The organism is Pauljensenia sp. C0254C2, assembly GCF_056583835.1.
The window spans coordinates 39,680-59,373 of sequence record NZ_JBWPJO010000001.1 but is presented as its reverse complement, the minus strand read 5'-3'; the positions used below and the strand labels follow the sequence as shown (position 1 = coordinate 59,373).

Annotated in this window: 20 protein-coding genes; 13 read left to right on the top strand and 7 right to left on the bottom strand. The window is 56.0% G+C overall.

The features are described 5' to 3' along the window. Positions 1–8 precede the first annotated feature (8 nt). The 5 genes from AC1DA5_RS00265 (at position 9) to AC1DA5_RS00245 (ending at position 3,978) form a co-directional block, all read left to right on the top strand. A complete protein-coding gene (locus AC1DA5_RS00265; RefSeq protein WP_092648351.1) occupies positions 9–893 on the top strand; it encodes a carbohydrate ABC transporter permease in 885 nt (294 codons plus the stop codon). After that, positions 890–1,840, top strand: coding sequence for a carbohydrate ABC transporter permease (locus AC1DA5_RS00260; RefSeq protein WP_480289019.1), 951 nt, complete (start codon positions 890–892; stop codon positions 1,838–1,840). The genes AC1DA5_RS00265 and AC1DA5_RS00260 overlap by 4 nt, the downstream gene beginning before the upstream one ends. 1,083 nt (positions 1,841–2,923) lie before the next feature. After that, positions 2,924–3,154, top strand: coding sequence for a hypothetical protein (locus AC1DA5_RS00255; RefSeq protein WP_092648350.1), 231 nt, complete (start codon positions 2,924–2,926; stop codon positions 3,152–3,154). A gap of 39 nt (positions 3,155–3,193) precedes the next feature. Beyond that, a complete protein-coding gene (locus AC1DA5_RS00250; RefSeq protein ID WP_092648349.1) occupies positions 3,194–3,727 on the top strand; it encodes a hypothetical protein in 534 nt (177 codons plus the stop codon). A 44-nt stretch (positions 3,728–3,771) separates the two neighbouring features. Then, positions 3,772–3,978 (top strand): hypothetical protein, encoded by a 207-nt coding sequence (locus tag AC1DA5_RS00245; protein WP_157886325.1) that lies wholly within the window; start codon positions 3,772–3,774, stop codon positions 3,976–3,978. 100 nt (positions 3,979–4,078) lie between these two features. Here AC1DA5_RS00245 and AC1DA5_RS00240 read toward each other — a convergent pair whose 3' ends face one another. The 5 genes from AC1DA5_RS00240 to ilvD form a co-directional block, all read right to left on the bottom strand. Continuing rightward, on the bottom strand, positions 4,079–5,422 hold the full coding sequence (locus AC1DA5_RS00240; protein WP_257525393.1) for an alpha-L-fucosidase: 1,344 nt from the start codon (positions 5,420–5,422) through the stop codon (positions 4,079–4,081). 14 nt (positions 5,423–5,436) lie between these two features. Beyond that, positions 5,437–6,288, bottom strand: coding sequence for a carbohydrate ABC transporter permease (locus AC1DA5_RS00235; RefSeq protein ID WP_058236281.1), 852 nt, complete (start codon positions 6,286–6,288; stop codon positions 5,437–5,439). Continuing rightward, positions 6,278–7,204: a carbohydrate ABC transporter permease gene (locus AC1DA5_RS00230; RefSeq protein WP_227469057.1), complete on the bottom strand. Its 927-nt coding sequence runs from the start codon at positions 7,202–7,204 to the stop codon at positions 6,278–6,280. The genes AC1DA5_RS00235 and AC1DA5_RS00230 overlap by 11 nt, the downstream gene beginning before the upstream one ends. Positions 7,205–7,215: 11 nt before the next feature. Next, positions 7,216–8,436, bottom strand: a complete 1,221-nt coding sequence (locus AC1DA5_RS00225) for an ABC transporter substrate-binding protein (RefSeq protein ID WP_227469055.1) — start codon at positions 8,434–8,436, stop codon at positions 7,216–7,218. Positions 8,437–8,974: 538 nt separating this feature from the next. Further along, positions 8,975–10,849, bottom strand: coding sequence for a dihydroxy-acid dehydratase (ilvD, locus tag AC1DA5_RS00220; protein ID WP_092648347.1), 1,875 nt, complete (start codon positions 10,847–10,849; stop codon positions 8,975–8,977). Between the two features lie 205 nt (positions 10,850–11,054). On the opposite strand from ilvD, the gene AC1DA5_RS00215 reads away from it, so the two are divergent. The 7 genes from AC1DA5_RS00215 to AC1DA5_RS00185 all read left to right on the top strand — a co-directional run bounded on the left by AC1DA5_RS00215 (position 11,055) and on the right by AC1DA5_RS00185 (position 16,315). Continuing rightward, positions 11,055–11,372, top strand: coding sequence for a hypothetical protein (locus AC1DA5_RS00215; protein ID WP_070725059.1), 318 nt, complete (start codon positions 11,055–11,057; stop codon positions 11,370–11,372). Further along, positions 11,372–11,671: a hypothetical protein gene (locus AC1DA5_RS00210; protein ID WP_070725057.1), complete on the top strand. Its 300-nt coding sequence runs from the start codon at positions 11,372–11,374 to the stop codon at positions 11,669–11,671. Before AC1DA5_RS00215 ends, AC1DA5_RS00210 begins: the two co-directional genes overlap by 1 nt. 11 nt (positions 11,672–11,682) lie before the next feature. Further along, positions 11,683–12,018 carry a hypothetical protein gene (locus AC1DA5_RS00205; RefSeq protein WP_058236276.1) on the top strand — a complete coding sequence of 112 codons (336 nt, stop codon included), beginning with the start codon at positions 11,683–11,685 and terminating at the stop codon, positions 12,016–12,018. Positions 12,019–12,021: 3 nt separating this feature from the next. Then, the gene (locus tag AC1DA5_RS00200) at positions 12,022–13,620 is read left to right on the top strand and encodes an HNH/ENDO VII family nuclease (protein WP_070725055.1); all 1,599 of its coding nucleotides are present in this window, start codon (positions 12,022–12,024) and stop codon (positions 13,618–13,620) included. 17 nt (positions 13,621–13,637) lie between these two features. Beyond that, positions 13,638–14,516 (top strand): DUF2185 domain-containing protein, encoded by an 879-nt coding sequence (locus AC1DA5_RS00195; protein WP_157886324.1) that lies wholly within the window; start codon positions 13,638–13,640, stop codon positions 14,514–14,516. Next, the gene (locus AC1DA5_RS00190; RefSeq protein ID WP_070725051.1) at positions 14,516–14,905 is read left to right on the top strand and encodes a DUF2185 domain-containing protein; all 390 of its coding nucleotides are present in this window, start codon (positions 14,516–14,518) and stop codon (positions 14,903–14,905) included. The genes AC1DA5_RS00195 and AC1DA5_RS00190 overlap by 1 nt, the downstream gene beginning before the upstream one ends. Before the next feature lie 105 nt (positions 14,906–15,010). After that, positions 15,011–16,315 carry an alpha/beta hydrolase-fold protein gene (locus tag AC1DA5_RS00185; RefSeq protein ID WP_070725050.1) on the top strand — a complete coding sequence of 435 codons (1,305 nt, stop codon included), beginning with the start codon at positions 15,011–15,013 and terminating at the stop codon, positions 16,313–16,315. A gap of 184 nt (positions 16,316–16,499) precedes the next feature. Here AC1DA5_RS00185 and AC1DA5_RS00180 read toward each other — a convergent pair whose 3' ends face one another. Beyond that, the gene (locus AC1DA5_RS00180; RefSeq protein WP_070725048.1) at positions 16,500–17,684 is read right to left on the bottom strand and encodes a cobalamin-independent methionine synthase II family protein; all 1,185 of its coding nucleotides are present in this window, start codon (positions 17,682–17,684) and stop codon (positions 16,500–16,502) included. 167 nt (positions 17,685–17,851) lie between these two features. On the opposite strand from AC1DA5_RS00180, the gene AC1DA5_RS00175 reads away from it, so the two are divergent. Continuing rightward, positions 17,852–18,682: a type 1 glutamine amidotransferase gene (locus AC1DA5_RS00175; protein ID WP_070725046.1), complete on the top strand. Its 831-nt coding sequence runs from the start codon at positions 17,852–17,854 to the stop codon at positions 18,680–18,682. A gap of 541 nt (positions 18,683–19,223) precedes the next feature. On the opposite strand, the gene AC1DA5_RS00170 is transcribed toward AC1DA5_RS00175, so the two are convergent. Then, on the bottom strand, positions 19,224–19,694 hold the full coding sequence (locus tag AC1DA5_RS00170; RefSeq protein ID WP_227469053.1) for a GtrA family protein: 471 nt from the start codon (positions 19,692–19,694) through the stop codon (positions 19,224–19,226).

The following is a 19,694-nucleotide window of genomic DNA, read 5'->3' as shown; positions in this document are numbered from 1 at the left end:
AGATCGTCATGAAAACACAATCAAAACTAGCTTCCCGCGGAACAGTTTGGTTCGCACTTCCGTATATGGTCGTATTTACTCTTTTCCTGATTACTCCTATTATCTGGGGAATTTGGATGAGCTTCACGAACCAATCGCTAGCCTCACGAAACGTTAAGTTCGTAGGTCTTCAGAATTATATTGAAACCCTCACAAGCGCCGAAATGTGGTCCAGCCTTGGTAATACTATCTTTTTCACCCTCATTTCGACCATCCCTCTGGTGATGCTCTCCTTCATCCTCGCTTACCTCGTTGTCACAGGTTTACCTGGCCAATGGCTCTGGAGACTCACATTCTTCGCTCCGTACCTCCTGCCGGTATCTGTCGTTACCGCGATGTGGGGAGTGATGTATGCAAATGACTTTGGATTTATCAACGGGCTTTTACAGCATCTGGGAATTGATCAAATCGGCTGGCTCAGCGACAACCAAGTGGCAATGTGGTCAATTGCCCTTACGACCGTGTGGTGGACCATAGGATTCAATTTCCTCCTATACCTGTCAGCACTGCAAAACATACCCGATCAAATCTACGAAGCAGCGCAAGTTGACGGCGCTGGATCATGGAGACGTTTGATCTCAGTGACACTGCCCCTTATGAAGTCGACAACAATCATGATCGTCCTATTGCAGATTCTTGCATCGCTTAAAGTCTTCGATCAGATTTTCCTGATGACCGCTGGTGGACCAGATGGTGCGACACGTTCGATTATTCAGTACATATATGATGTCGGCTTCAGCGGATACCGCGTCGGGTACGCTTCAGCTGTTTCTTATGTTTTCTTTGCTCTGATCGTGCTTGTGTCAATCATTCAAATCACCATCGTTAATCACAAACCAGAGGAGCAACGATGAGCACTACCCAAACTGCTAACAAAAATGGTATGAACGATTTATCTCAGACGTCATCGACGCGTCGTTCTCCCCGCTTGGTTAAGTCTTCTGAAAACTCTAAGGCGCGTTCCTTAACACTGGGAAATTCTGCGGCAGCGCAAATTTCTGCTTTTGCAGCACTAGCAATTGCCGCTTTGGCATGGGCCATACCAATTCTTTTTGCGCTTCAGATGTCTTTCAAAAAGGAAACCGATGCCTCTGCGGCACCCCTTCAGTTCTGGCCTTCGCAAGGATGGACTTTTGAAAACTACATAGCGGTGTTTAAAGCAGGTGATATTCCATTATGGTTGTGGAATTCCTTCATCGTTTCTGCAGCCGTCACCCTCATTACGCTTCTTGTTTCTGTTCCAGCAGCGTACGTGTTTTCTCGTCATGACTTTCCGGGTAGAAAGATATTCTTCGCGTTGACAGTTGCTGCGATCATGGTTCCGCCACAGATCCTCATTGTTCCGCTATTCGAACAGATGAGGTTTATGCGACTGTCAGACACCTTGGCAGGTGTTGCGTTGCCACAAGTGGTGGCACCGTTAATGGTTATCGTGATGAAGAACTTCTTCGATCAGCTGCCCGTAGAGCTAGAGGAAGCTGCCCGTCTAGATGGTGCCTCGAACTTCAAGATTCTCACTTCTGTGGTTCTTCCGCTATCTCGCTCGATTGTTGTAGCCGTGGCCATCTTTGTTTTTATTGGATGCTGGAACAATTTCCTTTGGCCATTTATCATTACGAACTCGCCTGACCTCATGACGATCCCCGTTGGTCTGGGTACTGTCAAGAACGCCTATGGCGTGCAATACGCTCAGGGGATGGCTAGTGCTGTCATAGGCGCCTTGCCTCTTGTCATCGTATTTATGATTTTCCAACGTCAGATTGTCAAAGGATTCGCAACAACAGGAATGGGCGGGCAATAGGAACGAAGCAAGCAAGATTGTCAAGTGTCGTGGGCCTGGTTCCACTTCTTGTTCTGAAGTCTCCAGCCGAGGGACTTAAGTTGTTCATTGCTGATCTTCCTGCCTAACTGACGATTTTGCGACTAAACGAATCAGTCCCAAACACGGCAAAGAACCACAGCAAGTGCGCGCCTAGGTAGTTGCCGGCTAACAGCCACAGTTCATTGTGCTGTGTCTGACTTAGACCGGCGCTGCACCTAGGTCGAAAGCACGTGTCGGATGTCTGCGCGTGGCCACGTCGTCGCAGGAGAGCAGCCTCTAGGAGCGTCGCAGATTTTCAGTACATCTCATCAGCCTGACAGCTTGGTTTTGGGCAACATTTCAGCCGGCACGCCAGGCAGCAGGCCCTATTTTTCGCACCCATCAGCCCCAGAAGCCTTCGTATAAATACTCCGTAGTTCTTAACAAACAATTTATCACGAACGCATCTCGCGCTAGTAGGGCGCAGCTTGGCATCCCCATCGCCGCAACAGATTGTAGATTGGCCACCAGCATGCCCGCCAAGTCTCCGGTAGCTCGACCGAACTGGAACGATCGCTATTCACATCACTAAGAGTAATGGCGATGAGGGCGGGCGGTCGGGCTGGCGCGAGAATGCTGAAGCAGGTTTCACAATTTCATTAGGTCGTGTGGGCTCGTTACCTTATGATTCCAAGCTCCTGGTGTTCTCATATATCCCTTGGTTCAGTCTTGGGCGTTGTCCTGTATCAACAGGTGTGCATTTCAACCAGCAACCGGTAAGAACACAACCAGAACACTTCAGTTCGAAGCTATCGCTGCCGTTCCGCTTGACATCACCGCGGATGAGTTGGATAGGGCGTCACTTTCCCGTCACGGTCCGATCACCTTACGACCGCGATCAGGTGCCATGGTGATTATTGAAGCCCGCCACGATGGTTGACCGCTGCGCAGCTTCACATTCAGCGCCAGCACTATTGCCCATCAGCACAGTACGCGACCTTATTCACGAATACGTTGCCGCTATCGAGCCGTGCGCAATTTTCCGGCAAGCTTCACGGCTATGTAAGAGGAAGAATCAAGAAGATGCTCCGAAATGCATCACGCGTGGCAACCATGTTGCTTGCGTCGATGTTGGCGATCGCAGGGATCGGGATCGGCTCCCATCCGATTTTCGCTGCGTATGCCGAATCTTCCGCAGATGCTGCGGCATCCGGATACCTTGACCTGACAATGAGCGGTCAAGCCAGCGTGATCCGACAGGAAGAAACACAGGTTGGACCGGGAATCATGCTGACTGAGTTCGAGCGCCTTTAACCACGAGGGTGGCAGCAGGGCGCAGTTCTCGACGTCGACTTGATCAATCCTGAGGTATCACTGGACTACCTCGATTCAGGTATTGCCGCCGACACGGCCACCCTGGTTGAAATGTCTCAAGTAACAGATGACATCAAGGCAGCAGTAAATGGCGATGCCTTTGACATCAACAACTCCGGATCTTCCCGTGGCATGGGTGTGGATCCTTCTGAAGGAATCGTCAAGAGCTCGCTTCCCGGTGCGCCTGCAATGTCCTTGGTGATGGATCACAACAAGCTAGCCTCCATCACCGACGTCACACTGAAGGGCAGTGTCTCTGCCTCGGACTGGACGGCACCGATTTCTTCAGTCAACACGCAGGCTCTTGCTTCCGATGCAATCACTGTCTACACCTCTCGATGGGGTGATTACCAACGCGGTTCAACATCGCTGCAAAACTATCCTGACGCGGTGGAAGTCTGGCTCGATTCTGATCATCGCGTGGTCAAAACTGCGCAGAGCCTCACTACGGAAGAGATTCTAGCTGGTCACACCGTTCTGGCTGCGGGTCAAGGGAAAACAGGGATCGTCTGAACGCATTGGCTTTGGGTGACGGCGTCAAAACGGAGAGCCGTGACGTGCCTGTGACTTTGACTGTCAACACCCCCGGCGCCGGCCAGACGTCAGCGTCTGATCCGACTGGTCGCATCACGTCGTCGCACGGCTCTGCTTCAGGGCTGGCACAAACGGGAGCGCACACTGCTTCCCTGCTGATGCTGAGCAGTCTCTTCGCTCTTCTTGTGATGGGAGTGTCGGCGAATCGCCGTCGCCATGCCGATCGGTAGAGCGTGATGTGAGTTCCTCACGCGTTGAGGGGGAAGGAACAGCTGTTCCTTCCCCCCTCAGTGCGCAGTGCAACTATTCGCTGCAGCGGAGCGGTAGGCGCTACTTGCTCAATTCAATAATCGCCGGCCCTGCCCAGCCCGCCTCGCACGAAATGTGCAGGCATGTGCCGTCCTGATCCACGCGTACTCCCTGGACCGGGACAACCGTTGCGACTGAAGCGTCAGTCAGCTCGACATCGAATTCGGCGCTGTCCACTGTCGGATCTTCCGGAGCAGCGAAGAGGAACTCGGTGGTTCCGTCTGATCCCACTTCTGCCCATGCACCATCAGACGCGGACGCAGTCGCCGATCCACGATGGTCAATTCCAGCCAGTATCGGATGTGCAACCTGCATCCATCGGCCGATCGCCCGCAGTGAATCTGCCTGCCACTCGGGAATGGTTCCGTCCGCCTTGGGGCCAACGCCAAGCAGGATTCGTCCGTCACGCACTGCTGCGTCAACGATCGTGTGCAGCAAGGTACGCGGATGCGGTCCGTTTTCAGGGCCTTCAACCTGGTTGTAACCGAATGACAATCCGAGTCCGCGGCAGTTTTCCCAGATACCCAGGTCCTCATTGTCAAGGTTCATCTGATACTCGCTGGTGACATAGTCGCAGTGCGGCACCTTCCACCTGTCATTGACGACGCCTTCAGGGCAGGCTTCGTAGTAGCGGGCAAAAAGCTGACCAAGTCCGTATGGTTCGGTCGTGTTCTTTGCCGCATCGGGATAGTTGATGTCGTTCCACAGCACGTCCGGATGGTAGCGCTCAACCAGCTCATCAATATGCGCGGCCGCGTACTTGGCGTATTCCTCATCACGAGGACGATCCCCTTCGTTGACTGATTCGTGTGTCGTATGAGGCGGGAATGGTCGCACATGCCAGTCAAGGCCACCGGAATAGTATGTGCCGAATCGCAATCCGGCCTTGCGTGCAGCGTCAGCGTAGGCTCCGACCAGATCCTGGTGCGGTCCGCGCTTAACCGTGTTGCGGTCTCCTGTCCCCACAGCGTCCCATAAGGTGATGCCGTCGTGATGTTTGGTCGTCAGTACGACGTAGTCAGCGCCTGATTCCTTGAACAGCTCCATTAGTTCGGAGGCGTCAAAAGAGTCCATGTGCCACTGATCCAGCAGGTCGTCATAGTCACAGCCGCCCCACTCCTTCCTGTGGTGTTCAGCTGCAGGCGAGCCGGGGATACGGATCGTGTTGTAGTACCACTCCGCGTAGGGATTGTGGGTGAACCACTCCAGTGGATCCTCGACAGTTCCCAGTTCTGCCGTGGGCTCCGCCCATGCGGGAAGTGAATACACCCCCCAGTGAACGAAAATGCCAAGCTTGGCGTTCTTGAACCACTGCGGTGTGGGCCGCTCCAGATCTGACCAGTCCATGTTGTCCTTTCCTGACATTATGAGTATCTCTCCTATCGGCCGCCGAAGCCGCCCAAGTTAATTCCGCGTGCCAGCTGCTTTTGCATCACGATGACGATCACCAGCGATGCGAGCACCGACACACTGGCCGCCGCCATGAGCGCACCCCAGTCCGTTCCGCGTTCGCCGCTGAACATCTGGAGGCCCAGTGGGATCGTGGCCTTGTCCGAACTGTTGATGACGATCAATGGCCACAGGAAGTTGTTCCAGTAGTCAATGAATGCGAAAGCGGCCACAATTGACAGTGGACCCCTCAACAGCGGCACAATCACCGACACGAGGATTCGCAGTTGTCCGGCTCCGTCGATCCTCGCAGCTTCCTCGTAGTCACGAGGAAGGGAGAGGAGAAACTGACGCAGCATGAAGGTTCCGAACGCTCCGAATGCGAACGGCATAATCAGCGCCACGTAAGTATCGACTAATCCCAGCTGATTGGCACCAATATACAGAGGGATAACCAGAACCTCCATAGGCAGTACCAGCGTCGCTAGGTATGCGGCGAACAACTGAAAGCGACCTTTGAATTCGATGCGTGAAAACGCGTAAGCGGACAGCACCGATACTGTGCATGCGATCAGAGCACCAATACCTGCAACAAAGAAGGTGTTCAGAATAATCCGCAGGAATGGCACTGCCGTGAAGACCAGCGAAAAGTTCTCCCATGCGATTCGTGAGCCGAACAGCGATCCTCCAGAGCTGAATATTTCAGCAGTAGGTTTGAGGGCGCTCGCGAACATCCAGATAAACGGGAAAACAAAGATTGCACCGACGATAAACAGACAGATGATCGAAACAATCCTGCTGATGCGTACCCTGCCGATAGTCATGCGCTTCTCACTGATCATAATTCACCCACTTTTTCTGTCCCGCAAACTGCACAGCGGTAATCAACATGACGATGACGAAGAGGACCCAGGCAATAGCTGAGGCGTATCCCAACTTGTCGTAGCTGAATCCCTGGTTGTACAGGTAAAGGACAATCGTTGTGGTTGAGTTTCCAGGCCCGCCCTTAGTCAGCATGTATGGCTGAGCGAAAATCTTGAACGCACCGATGAGCGTCATGACAGTACAGAAAAACAGTGCCGGCGACAGTAGCGGGAAGATCACTTTCGTGAAGCGTTGGACAGGCCCCGTACCGTCCACGCGAGCGGCCTCCAGCACCGAGGGGTTGATGTTGTTCAGCCCCGCACCGAGAACCACGATGTTGTATCCCACGACCTGCCACAACGACATCATGACAAGTGCAACCATTGCCCAGGTTTCGGACGCGAGCCATGCCGGTCCGGAGATTCCGAGAACCCCCAGGAAGGAGTTCACCACCCCATGTTCATCCAGCATCAGGCGCCACACCAGTGCGTTGGCCACCATCGGTGTCACAACGGGAATAAAGAAGATGACGCGGAAGAAACCTGCCAGACGGCCTCCCACACTCTGGAGCCATACGGCCACTAGTGTGGAGACAATCAGGTTAAGAGTCGTGTAGAAAATGGCGAAGATCGCCGTATTCAACAGGACCCGAAAGAATGCAGGATCTGACCCATTGAGCAGATTCACGTAGTTGCTGACACCAACGAAGGTGGGAGAACCGTAAAGCTGCCAGTCAAAAAGCGAGATAATCAGCGAGAACACCAAAGGCAGAACGATGAAGAGGAAGAACCCCGTCATTCCAGGCGCCAGATACGGAAACGCCTTTGGATCCCACCGTGATGTTCCCTTCGGGACCTTGGCAGGGACCCGAGTCTTTGTGAGTTGAGTAGCCATGAATCTACCCGTTACTTAATGGAGTTCTCTAATGAAGTGAGAATTTCCTGTGCAGATTTCTCGCCGGTGTAGCCGTTTGATACGTTTTGTGTGAACTCGACTTCAAGTTGCTGCCAGTTCTCCGTTGTTTCGTAGGTCTTGGCATTTTCGGTCATGTACTTGACGATCTCGACATCGTTCGGATCCTTGCCTTCTGCCCAACCGTCGAATGCTGCGTCAATGGCGGGAACGTTTCCGTGCGACCGAGCAACATAGCGCATCACATCCGGAGTGGTCATCTTCATGATGTTCTGGAAGGCTGTCTCTTTATCAGCGCATTTTTCAGAAATTCCGAACCCTGATCCCTGCACCATGCCAATCGACTCTCCACTGCGCGATGGAACGACTGCCATTCCTACTGACAGTCCCTCGGTGCTGACGAGCGAGTCATAAACCCATGGGCCATCAATAATCATTGCAGCTTTGCCGGCACGGAAGGTCTGTAGTTGGATATCTTCAGCATCTGCAGCCAGCGGCGCTTTCATCACTTTGTGTTTAGCGGCAAGGTCAAAAACGTCCTGAATAGAATCGACTGTGGTCTGCTCAGTAAGCTTGAGCTCTCCGTTTTCCACGACGGCCCCACCATTGGCGTAGACAATCGAAGCTGGCGTCTGGAAGATGGGCGGAATGGACACTCCATAGACATCACCATTCGTCAATGCCTTTGCATCCGCAACGAACTGATCCCACGTGTAGTTCTTTCCTGGATGTTCAAGACCGGCCTGGTCGAACAGGTCCTTGTTGTAGTACAGGATCAGCGGCGCTGCGTCATAAGGAATCGCGCGAAGCTTCCCATCAACGGTAAGTCCCTTGAGCATTGCTTCGTTGTAGGCGCTCATATCAACGTTATTGCTGGCGACCAACTCATCGAGGGGAGCGAGCAGTTCCTTCAGCTCCTGTGCGCGTGCGGCCTGAGTGGTCAAAATGCATGGTGCGTCTGAAGCACTCATTCGGGTTTTGACTTTTGTCCAGTAGTCTTGGAACGACGGGCCTTCCATTTCGAGGTTGAATTCGGGATCTGATTCTTTGACACCGTCGACGAACGCCTGCCACTGTGCACGGTCAGATTCGTTGGAGATCCACGTGTACATTGCATTCGCACTGTTGGAGGATGACCCTCCACCGCACCCGGTCAGGGCGAACACGCCGATCAATGCTGCCACACCGATTGCAGAGCCTATCCGCTTCATCATTACTCCTTTGTTAACACTGTCATCTTCGACCAATCCGAAAAGCAAAAGAAACTTTCCGTTAACGGTAACGGTATCAGCAATGAGCTAACAAACACAAGCCGAAAACGATTGTCCCTGTTAAACCCAAATTCTAAAGAAAGATCACCATCTCTAAAACTCGCATTGATGCAGGTCACAGTCACTTCATAAGCCCCCAACCCTCAGATGCTTCCACACATCCAAACACACCACCTCTTGCTGTGCAGTACCTCTAGCAAGAGACAAATGGAAACCATTCTCGAAAAACTGCGCGATTTGTCGCAACTTTTGGGAGGCTCAGACGATATTTTTTCCTCTCAAATGAAGCGTCAGGATTGGTGCCGGCAGACACTTGTGACGACGTTTCGAAAAAAAACGAATCTCAAAGTAAACAAAAAAACATAAAAACCATAACGAAAAAGCCACGGCTCTCCTTTCATTTGAGAGAAGAAACGTGACATTAACGTTCTCGACGGGGCAGAACACAGCACAGCACTCCCCCGCTTCGCAGGTACGTGAATTACTTGCGTCTGATCAGGGAAATATCGCGTGCCGCACCCGTCGATGCGGAGGTCGCAGTAGCGGCATACAGCTTCAGTGCGCCTGAGACCTGACGGTCACGATTGACAGGCGTCCACGGATTCTCGCGGCGTTCCTGCGTGGCGCGGCGACGCTCAATTTCCTCGTCGGGCACATCCAGTGACAGGACTCCCTCGTTGACGTCGATGATGATCCGGTCACCATCCTCAACCAAGCCGATCAAGCCGCCAGCAGCAGCCTCGGGGGAGATATGTCCCACCGAGATGCCGGACGTGCCACCGGAGAAACGGCCATCGGTTATCAGCGCACATTCCTTGCCCAGACCGCGCCCCTTGATAAACGAGGTGGGATAAAGCATCTCCTGCATTCCCGGCCCACCTGAGGGCCCCTCATAACGGATCACCACGACGTCACCGGCTCGCACCGTCTTGTCCAGGATCTTCTCGATCGCCTCTTCCTGCGACTCCATGACCCGCGCCGTTCCTTCAAAGTGGAACAGGGACGGATCGATACCTGCGGCCTTAATGATGGCACCCTCAGGAGCAAGGTTGCCCGTCAGCACCGTCAGTCCACCCGAGGCCGTGTAGGCATGCTCGACATCGCGAATGCAGCCTTCCACAGTATCTAGATCCAGTTCAGTCCACTGATTGGACGTTGAGAACGGTTCGGTGGTGCGCACGTTGCCGGGAGCTGCGTGCCACAGGGCGATTGCTTCATCAGTAGCGTGCCCGCCTCGAACATCCCAATCTGCCAGCCATTGCTCCAGGGACGGGGAGTGAATGGCGTGCACCGTGTGACGCAGGAAGCCCCCACGATCCAGCTCGCCTAGGATGGCCGGGATGCCGCCGGCGCGGTGGACATCTTCCATGTGGTAGTCGTTGTGGTTCGGCGCAACTTTTGACAGACACGGTACGGTGCGCCCCAGCTCAGCAATATCCGACAATGTGAAATTGACCTTTGCTTCAGCGGCAGTTGCCAGCAAGTGCAGCACAGTATTGGAAGATCCGCCCATCGCCATGTCCAGGCTCATGGCGTTCCAGAATGCATCCCTCGTCGCAATAGATCGCGGGAGAACAGAGTCGTCCTCGTCGTTGTAGTAGCGCTGGCACAAGTCAACGACGAGACGACCGGCACGCTCGAACAATCCGCGTCGCGCGACCTGAGTAGCCAGCGTGGAGCCGTTGCCGGGAAGGGACAGTCCGAGTGCCTCAGTCAGCGAGTTCATCGAGTTAGCAGTGAACATACCCGAGCATGAACCGCACGTCGGGCACGCGAGACGTTCGATCTGGCCAAGCTCATCGTCAGAGACTGCATCGTTGGCAGTTGCGTTCATGACGGTGATGAGGTTGCCGTGACCGCTGTGCGACGGTCCGACAATGGCGTCTTCAGGAATGTTCTTGCCTGCTTCCATCGGACCGCCGGATACAAAGACCGTCGGAATGTTGAGGCGCATCGCTGCGATCAGCATGCCGGGCGTGATCTTGTCACAGTTGGAAATGCACACCATTGCATCGGCACAGTGTGCGTTCACCATATACTCGACCGAATCCGCGATCACTTCGCGTGACGGCAGGGAGTACAGCATGCCGCCGTGTCCCATAGCGATGCCATCATCAACGGCGATCGTGTTGAATTCCTTGGCGACGCCACCGGATTTTTCAATCTCAGAAGCGACCAGCTGGCCGATGTCCTTGAGGTGGACGTGGCCGGGAACGAACTGGGTGAAGGAGTTGACGACGGCAATGATCGGCTTGCCAAAGTCAGAATCTCCCATTCCGGTTGCGCGCCACAGCGCGCGAGCGCCCGCCATGTTGCGTCCCTGAGTCGACGTTGCTGAACGAAGCTGTCGAGCCATCAGTACCCCTCCTCCTGGTGTTGTTCTTAGCCTAGAGAGTTCTTGGTGACAGTGCGTCAGGAGGGCCACAGCGTGGACAGTGAGGTGACCACCACGTTGCCGTCAGGTAAACAAGGTCGGTTTTTCCAGTGACGTGAGTCACAGAAAAGAGGAGGGTCTTGTCTCACATAGATTCACCCTTTACGTTCGTCAGGGGGTGAGACTTATGTCCCAGGGAATGGGAATGACTTTTGGCCAGCAAACGGCCGCTGCCGGGATCGTCAGCGAGTGTTTCGATACTACGCGCACAGCTTTCGCTGACTGCGCGAACACGATCCAGTGCAATTCGTCGCGCGTCACAGGCTCAGGAATGAAAGATTTTATGGCGGCAGTCAATTCCATCGGGGAATCGGCTGCCAGTCTTTCTGAAGCGCTCAGCAAGCACGCGCAGGCGCTGACCACCGTTGACCAGACGACTGCGGCGACTGAATCGCACACCACTGGAACCTTCAATCCGCGCATCTCCACACGTCTAGGATCGTAATGAGCACCACATCTTTAATTTTCCACGATGATGCCGCCCAGGCTATGCAGCAGGCGTGCAAAGCAGCTTCGCTCACTTTTGCGCAAGACTCCCGCGCAATGGCGGCAGATGTGCTCTCAACTGTCCACGATTGGGTTGAAGGCTCCGAATCCCGCGTCTCCCATGACCAACACCTCGACAAACTGACAGACCACGCCCGCACCATCAGTGACGTTCTGAAGGCCGCATCGTCATCGGTTGATCGCGTCCGCACCCTCGCCCATGAAACTGAAACGAAGAATGTCGCAATTTTGGATTAGGAGCATCCCCCATGCCCAGTCATGATTTTGAGGTCGATATCGAAGCCCTCATTACGGCCGCCCAGAAAACGAGCGAAGCAGTTCAGCTCAAAAAAGACAACGATATTTCCGACTACGTTCCTACCCAAGCTGATCTGGCCAATGACATCATGTGGTCGGCAGTTGATGAGTTTCAGTCACGGTGGGAACGCGGCATCAACAACATGACGGACGACATCACGGAAGTAGCAGGGCGTTTGGGCAAGGTCGCCTCGAACTACATTGATTACGACACGAAAGCGGCGCAGGAGATGTCACAACTCGCATCTGCAGCCGCCCAGCTGCCAGGGCTTGCAGGGAAGCAGTAAGCCATGGGAGTCGAGAATCAGGGTGCACCGGTTTTCACCATCGAAGGGAACGCGGGAGCCATCTCATCACGCGCCTCAACTGTACGTACGCGCAGCAGCGATTACTCAGAGATCGCCCGCGCGCTGGATTCGATTTCCACCGAGGGGTGGATAGGGCGTGCAGCTGATCGATTCCGGGAGCGTTTCAGCGTGGAGCCACAACGCTGGCAGGAAGCAAGTGGAGGATTCTCCTCAGCTGCTGGCGCGTTGGATTCGTACGCGGACAACCTGACTCATGCGCAGGACAGTGCTGCGGCATGCCGCGCGCTCTACGAAGAAGGCAACCGGGTCACCGAGCAGGCACGCGCAGCTTATGAAGCTGAGGTCGCCAGGGGAATGCAGGAGAAAGCTGCCTGGGAGGCAGTCAACGGGTTCGGCACCTTCGCAGTGACAATCGCGCCCTTTGTTGACCCTGGTGAACCCATGCGCCAAGATGCGATTAATACATTTAATCAGACTGTCGCCAGCCTGGACGAATGTGCGCAGGCATGCGCACAGACGATCCGTTCTGCCTGCGAGTTTGCACCCGCAAAACGCAACTGGCTGGAAAGTGGACTGGCGTTCGTCGGTGGCATCCTCGTCGGCGCCGGTGAGGCAGTCGGTGACCTCCTCAACCTCATCACAGGCCCTCAAGGTTTCATGCTGGACAGCCTCACGAAACTGGCGACCGGCGACCTCACACCCGACGAAGCGGTTGCCAAGCTCCAGCTTCCTCTGGATGACGTCTCCGCGATGCTAAGCGCGCTGAAGAAGGATCCGCTGGAGTTTGGCAAGCAAATCGGCAAGGGAGTCCTGGACTGGGACACGTGGGCCGACGATCCTGCCCGTGCAGTTGGACACCTCGTGCCTGACGTCGCGATCGCGCTCCTCACCGCCGGCAGCGGTACGGCTCTGACCAAAGGCACGTCAACTGCGGGACATGCACTGAACAGCCTGGACGATATCGAGGACGGGGCACGAGCTCTGCGCGGCCTGGATAGTGCGGGTGACGGTGCACGGGCGCTGGGCAAGCTGGACGATATTGGCGACGGTACTCGAGCGCTCAACGCGGCCGATGATATTTCCGACGCATCACGCACTGCTCGTCTGCTTGATCATGCAGATGACCTGTCGGATTCCTCAAGGGGAATCCGAGGTGCCGATGATCTGGCTGACGGCGCCCGGGCAGCTGATTCAACCCACGATGCCCTCAATGTGGCTGACGACGTCGTATCAACCGACCACATCGAGCCGGTATCCGTCGTCGAAGATCTCCCCTACCAGGATTCTCGCCCCTCCCTCCGTAAAGGCGTCCCAGAGCAAGTCTGGCAAAATGCGGTGGAGGATTCAGTGGACGGAAAGGTGCGTGACCCCCTGACGGACACGGTCATGGAGTGGGAGCCGGGACAACCCCGAAAGGGCGTCTGGGACATGGGACACCGGCCTGGACACAAGTACTCCGATATGCATGAGCTGTACTTGAAAGGTGAGATGACACCACAAGAATTCCGCGACTGGTATAACGATCCTGCAAACTATCGCCCTGAGTTACCATCATCAAACAGGAGCCATCGAGCTGAGTAGATTGCATGGGAGCGGGTATGAAAATCTCTCTAACAGCGCGCTTGAAAACCGCCGACGAGTTCTTCGGGCAATTCACTGACGGCGACGAACGCGAGGCGTTCGACGGTCAGGCACTGATCTTTTCGGCTCTGGCCAACACTAAAAGTCCCGATCGCTACGACATAGCTGATTTCCTCCTGGAGCGTGACTGCGCATTGACCCCGGCAGGCTCGGAAGCGAACTCGCCCCTGCATGTCCTGCTCTCATCCAGAAAACATGATCTGCACCGTGACCTCAAATTGGCGCGCATTTTTCTTGATCGCGGCGTCGACATCAATCACCGCAACGCAAACAACGAGGTCGCTTTCGCATGGCTCGTCGATCTGCCTTTCACGGACGACGAACTTGCCGACCTTTATGACCTGTGGTTTTCTTCGCCGCATCTGCTCGACTTCACCGCCAGCTCATCGCATTATCGCGCGTGCCCCCTCGACGCTCTGGCCCGCATTGAGTACCGCGCCACCCTCGCCCGACGTGTCCAGTCCTACATCCGCGAACGCTACTGCCCTGCGGCCGACTCCCTCGGCACGTGCCGGGTGGGAGCTGATGGTCAGGGACGCCCTGTTTCCCGCTGTATTCGCGAACAACCGTCGGCCGACGACGATTCGGGCTGGCTGTTTATTCATGAGGGCGACGACGCGCGACAACCGAAAAACGTCGCAACGGAGATCGTCCCACTGAGTACGATTGTTGCCAGCACCCCCGTGGTGATGTCAGTGCTGGGAATGCCGAGCGGCACGGACGTTCGCATCGTGAAAGGATCAGTAGGCACCACCATTGTGGAGACGACAACTGATCGGCTCGTTCCGGGCACGTGGCCTTTTGTTCACGAGACATCTGAAGGAGCATCAAGCTGATGGCTGATACGCAATCCCCCGAGATCCCCGAATTTATCCCCAAGTCCGGCGCCTGCCTGGTGACGAACACGATCCTGTCGGGTGAAGGTCGTCTGAAGTGGTGCGTGCGAGAGGAATCGGCCCGCCCCGAAGACAACGGGTGGCGTTTCTTCTCCCATATCGACACTGATGAGTACCTGGCTGATCCCTCGAACTTCACTGTTATCTCGTTCAATCACGCAATCAGAATTGAGCCTGCGGTGATGGGCCTGTACGACCTGCCTGTTGGCACGGACGTGCAGCTGGTGGTTGATGAGAAGGGGCGGCGTTTTATGGACAACGAAACAGGCGACGTCGTCATAGGGCCAAGCTCTGACGGTGATTCACCAGAAGATACCCACGAGGACTAAAGCCCCTGCACGTATTGACGCATCGACTCACCCTCGTTACTGTGGCACGTACATAGGAGCACGGCTGCCGAATGGCCTGCAGAACCGCCGACTCGAGGAGACATCGTGGACTCGACACGACACATCGCACGACACCGACTATTTGCTTCCGGAATTTTGGCACTCTCGCTCATCGCAGCGGGCAGCTCATCATTTGCCGCTGAACAAGACGAGCAGCTTCCCCTCGGCCCCACTGTCACCCGTACCGATACGGGACCAACCGGGTACGAGGTAACGTTCCGCTACGAGGCGCCCGCATATGTCGATTCCGTGCAGATCTATGGTGAATGGTTCTTTTCTCAACCTGATCGCATCACCACTCTGGGAGGCGGAGAACACCGCATTCCCGCATTGTGGCAGCCAGGGGACGTTCCCAACGCCCCATGGAAACTTCTGGAGATGAATCAGGGCGATGATGGTATCTGGGAACTGAAGGTGCCCCTTCCCTCAGGTACTTTCAGCTATTCATTCACCCATGAGTGCCCGCCGATCGCCGTCGATTCGTGCCAACGTCACGCAGATCCTGCGAACCCGGGGATGGCGGCAGAGCTGCCGGCGTATTCATCTCAGAGCCTGTCGCAGGTCTTCGTGCCGGAGAATCCCAATTATCCGACCTACGACAACGCCTATCAGGCGCCTCGCCCAGCCGATGAGATGGGGACGTTCGTCCATGAAACATACGACACGCATTATTCGCTGGCGCCTAAAGGCGCGCACCCGCTGTCCATCTATCTACCCCGCGGATATGATCCGGATCGTGCAGAACCTTACCCCGTGATGTACCTCAGCCACGGTTTCGGCGGAAATGACACCGACTGGTTCACTCAGGGGGCAGCACCCTACATCCTTGAAAACGCCATTGACGAGGGGGCAGCGGAGCCTTCCGTCATCGTGGCAACAAACTTTAACGGCCTGGGCGTTGACAGCCTGGTGCTGTCAACTTCCTATGGGCACGACATGGTGGAAAACGTCATCCCATTTGTGGAGGATCACTTCAATGTGTCGACTGAAGCCAAGGACCGGGCCTTTGCCGGCCTGTCACTGGGCGGTGCACGCGCCATTGAGCTGCTGACGAAGTATCCGGGCACATTCGAGTATTACGGTCTGTGGAGCGCAGGCAAACTCAGCTCGACATTTACCTGCGCTGAACGTGAGAACATTGCAGCGTTGCGTGGCACCATCCACGTGGGAACGGGCCTGCAGGACCACCTGTTCTTCATCTCCGAATCATCCCCTGCACGGGCCGAATCCTTGCGAAATATCGGTGTTGACGTCGCTGAGTTCAACCTGCCCGGCATCCATTCGTGGGATATCTGGCGCGCAGAGCTCAACGACTTCATCCGCAACGTCGCATTCAAGAAAGACCTGTAGGAAACGATCTCACGCTCACAGCACATGAAGTGACTGCACAAAGGGCGGGGAGCCTGTTTTTTCAGACTCCCCGCCCTCAGTGATAAGGCCACCCTCGTCCATTACCGTCGGTGGCAGCGCCGGTATTCAGCGCGGCACCACCTCGCCTATCGCGGTGAATAGCGGTGGAGGTGACCAGTCAGCGTTACTTCACCAGGCGGGCCCCTTCGACCAGTGCGGCAAGCTTGGCCCATGCGATCGACGGGTAGATGCGTCCACCCAGACCACAGTCCGTCGAGGCAATCACGCGATCAGAGCCCACGATGTCCACAAAACGCTGGATGCGTTGGGCCACCAGCTCGGGATGCTCGACCACGTTTGTGGAGTGGCCGACCACACCAGGCACAAGTACCTTGTCATCTGCCAGCTTCACGTCCTGCCACACGGTCCACTCATGTTCGTGGCGCGCGTTGGCAGCCTCGAATGAGAAGTAGCGTGCCTTCGCCGTCAGCACGTTATCAACGATCTCGCGCAGTGGGATGTCCGTAGTGTGAGGTCCGTGCCATGAGCCCCAGCACAGGTGCAGGCGCACCTGCTCTTCCGGGATACCTTCAAGCGCAAGGTTGAGCGCATCGACTCGAGTCTGAACGAACTCACGGTAATCCTCGTAGGTGGGAGCAGGGTTGACCTGGTCCCAGCCTTCGGCCAGTGAGGGGTCGTCGATCTGCACGATAAAGCCGGCATCAGTGATCGCCTTGTATTCCTCGTGCAGGGCGTGCGCGCAGGCTTCCAGTACTTCTTCTTCAGTGCTGTAGTACTCGTTGCCGATGCGGGCAGCCGACCCGGGTGCGACCGATGCAATGAAGCCGTTGCCGCGGTCGATCCCGTTCTTGTCCAGTGCGTGCGTCAGGCCTTCGACGTCATGACGGACGGCATCTGCACCGATGTAGGTCAGAGGACCGGTGATGACGGGGAACGCCTCGGGGCCCTGATCGGTGGCGATGTGAATGCCGGAAGCCGGATCTGAGTAGGCGTCGGAAAATGCCTGCCAGTCGCGACGTTCACCGAATGATGCCAGCTTGACTTTGCCACTGGAGGGCGCAGGCTCAACGCTGAATTGGGGATCTGTCCGCAGGTCAAGTCCACCCAGGCGGGTAAAGGAGTAAAACCACCATGCACCGTAATCGACTGTCTGGGTCATCATGTGGCCGTACTCGCCGTCGTTGACCACATCCAATCCAGTCTGGTATTGGCGGGTCACGACTTCGTCCACGCTTTCCTGCAGAAGCGCTATGAACGCTTCCTCGCCCATTCGCTCACGCTCTGCATTCGCCCGGAGCAGTTCCGGGGTCCGCGGAAGCGAGCCAACGTGCGTTGTACGAATAGTCATGTTTATCTCCTCGTTAACGAGTTCAGTGCGCCTCCCGATTGACGCGCACCCCCCTAAAGTACAGAACTTCAGATGAATAATCGACGAGCATCCCACCAGATGGGCGCCACTTCCTCATTTCGTCTAGACCACTTATCCTGTGGTGTTGCCGTTAAAGTCGCGCTAACGTGTCATCCGTGCCTGTGATCACGATTATTGAACATGAAGAAGACGTCGATGCGCGCCGTCTCGTCTCCGCGCTCGATGACCTTGGAGCCTCGATACAACTGGTGCGCCCGTGGAACGGTGAGGACGTTTCCAGCGCCCTGCCGCCCGACGGTTCCGACCTCCCCGCGCCTGATGCCATCGTCGTCCTCGGCGGGCGAATGAGCGCCTATGATGACGAGCGCGCCCCGTGGCTGCCTGATGTCCGCACTCTGCTGGTGCGTTGCATGAACGAGGGAGTGCGCACGCTCGGTATCTGTTTGGGACACCAACTGATCGCGCGAGCGGCCGGCGGCTCGGTCGCCTGCTCAGATCCACAGTTCCACGAGATGGGAATCGTGCCTGTCGAGTGGGAGGCGCCCTTCGAGTCTGACGCCGCCGTTCCGATGACCCCGGTCGCTTCGGCTACAGGTGCAGCCATCATGGTGCCAGCGGTAGCTGACCAACTCAGTAACGCGATGGACGAGGGTGGCCCGTGGATCCGTCTGGTCGATGATCTTTCACGTATACCCGTTGTCTTTGCTGACCATAATGATGCGATTGACGAGCTGCCTGCGCAGGCTCGCGTCCTTGCACGCTCTGAGCGGTGTATCCATGCGATCGCGGTAGGGTCGCACGCCCTCGGCGTGCAATTCCACCCGGAAGTGGATCGCGCGTGGGTGGAGCAGTCCCTGTCAACCAGTGGCCTCAGTCAAGACGATGCGAACCAGATATTGGATGATTTTGACAGGCATGAGCGCGATATCGTCGCGGGCTGTCGGCGCCTCGCACAGTGGTTGGTCAGCGGCCTGTAAGCGCGTGTCTTTCAGCGGCCGACAGCTCTCAATTCCCGTCGGCCCTCAATTCCCGAATGGCGAGGCGCCTGCTTGCGACCCGTCACCCCTGCGCCCCCGCGGAATGCTGCGGCGGGTTGGTTCTTGCCTGGCTGGTTGTGTCGTGGTCTTGTCGCGGGGTGGAGCAGTGATCGGATCATGGTCTGTGTGCTGCACGATGCCCTGGATTTTAGGCTCCATCGTGCACAAGCCCCTAGATCTGAGGGCTGTGTGTGCACGAACCCCTAGATCAACAGCGGGCGGGGCCACCCTCGAAAATGAGAATGCCCGGTGACCTGCATGTTCACAACCGCGGTGAAATGGGCGGGTGTGAGATCTAGGGGATTGTGCAAAAAGGAGCGAAAATCTAGGGGAATGTGCACCCGTGGAGGCTAGATCTAGGGGAATGTGCACTCGCGAGGGGGTAAACCCAGGGCATCGTGCGCGCAGGCACGCAGATATCAGGACGCGCCGCCTGCCCGGCTCACTCAACACAGATACCAGGACGCAATGCCTACCCTGCTCACTCAGTTTCGGCGTGACCTGCAGGTTCTGCGCTTCCCATGTTGTTGGCGGAGTCTGCGTGCTGGGCGAGGGAATTCGTATCCTCACTGCCACGGAAGACCACGAACTTCCACCACACAAATTCTCCTACCCCGTTGAGGACCATCGTCGCCGCTTTGATCAGGACTTCGCTCACCCCAGCATTGGCGACCACTTGGCCTAGCCACGCAGTGATCGGGATGAAAAAGACGTAGAACAGGGCCACCTTCGCCATGGCGATCGGAACATTGTTGGCTGATCGGAAGGTGTAGCGCCTGTTGAGCGTGAAGTTCCAGATCACTGACAAGATAATTGAGATGACGTGTTTCCAGTCATAAGGCAGCGGAGTCAACCAATCCAACAGCAGGTAAGACACTGCCTCGATCACGCCTGCGCTCAACGAGAGCAGCACGAACATAACGGCCTGGACTTTCGTCGATCGTTGTGCCAT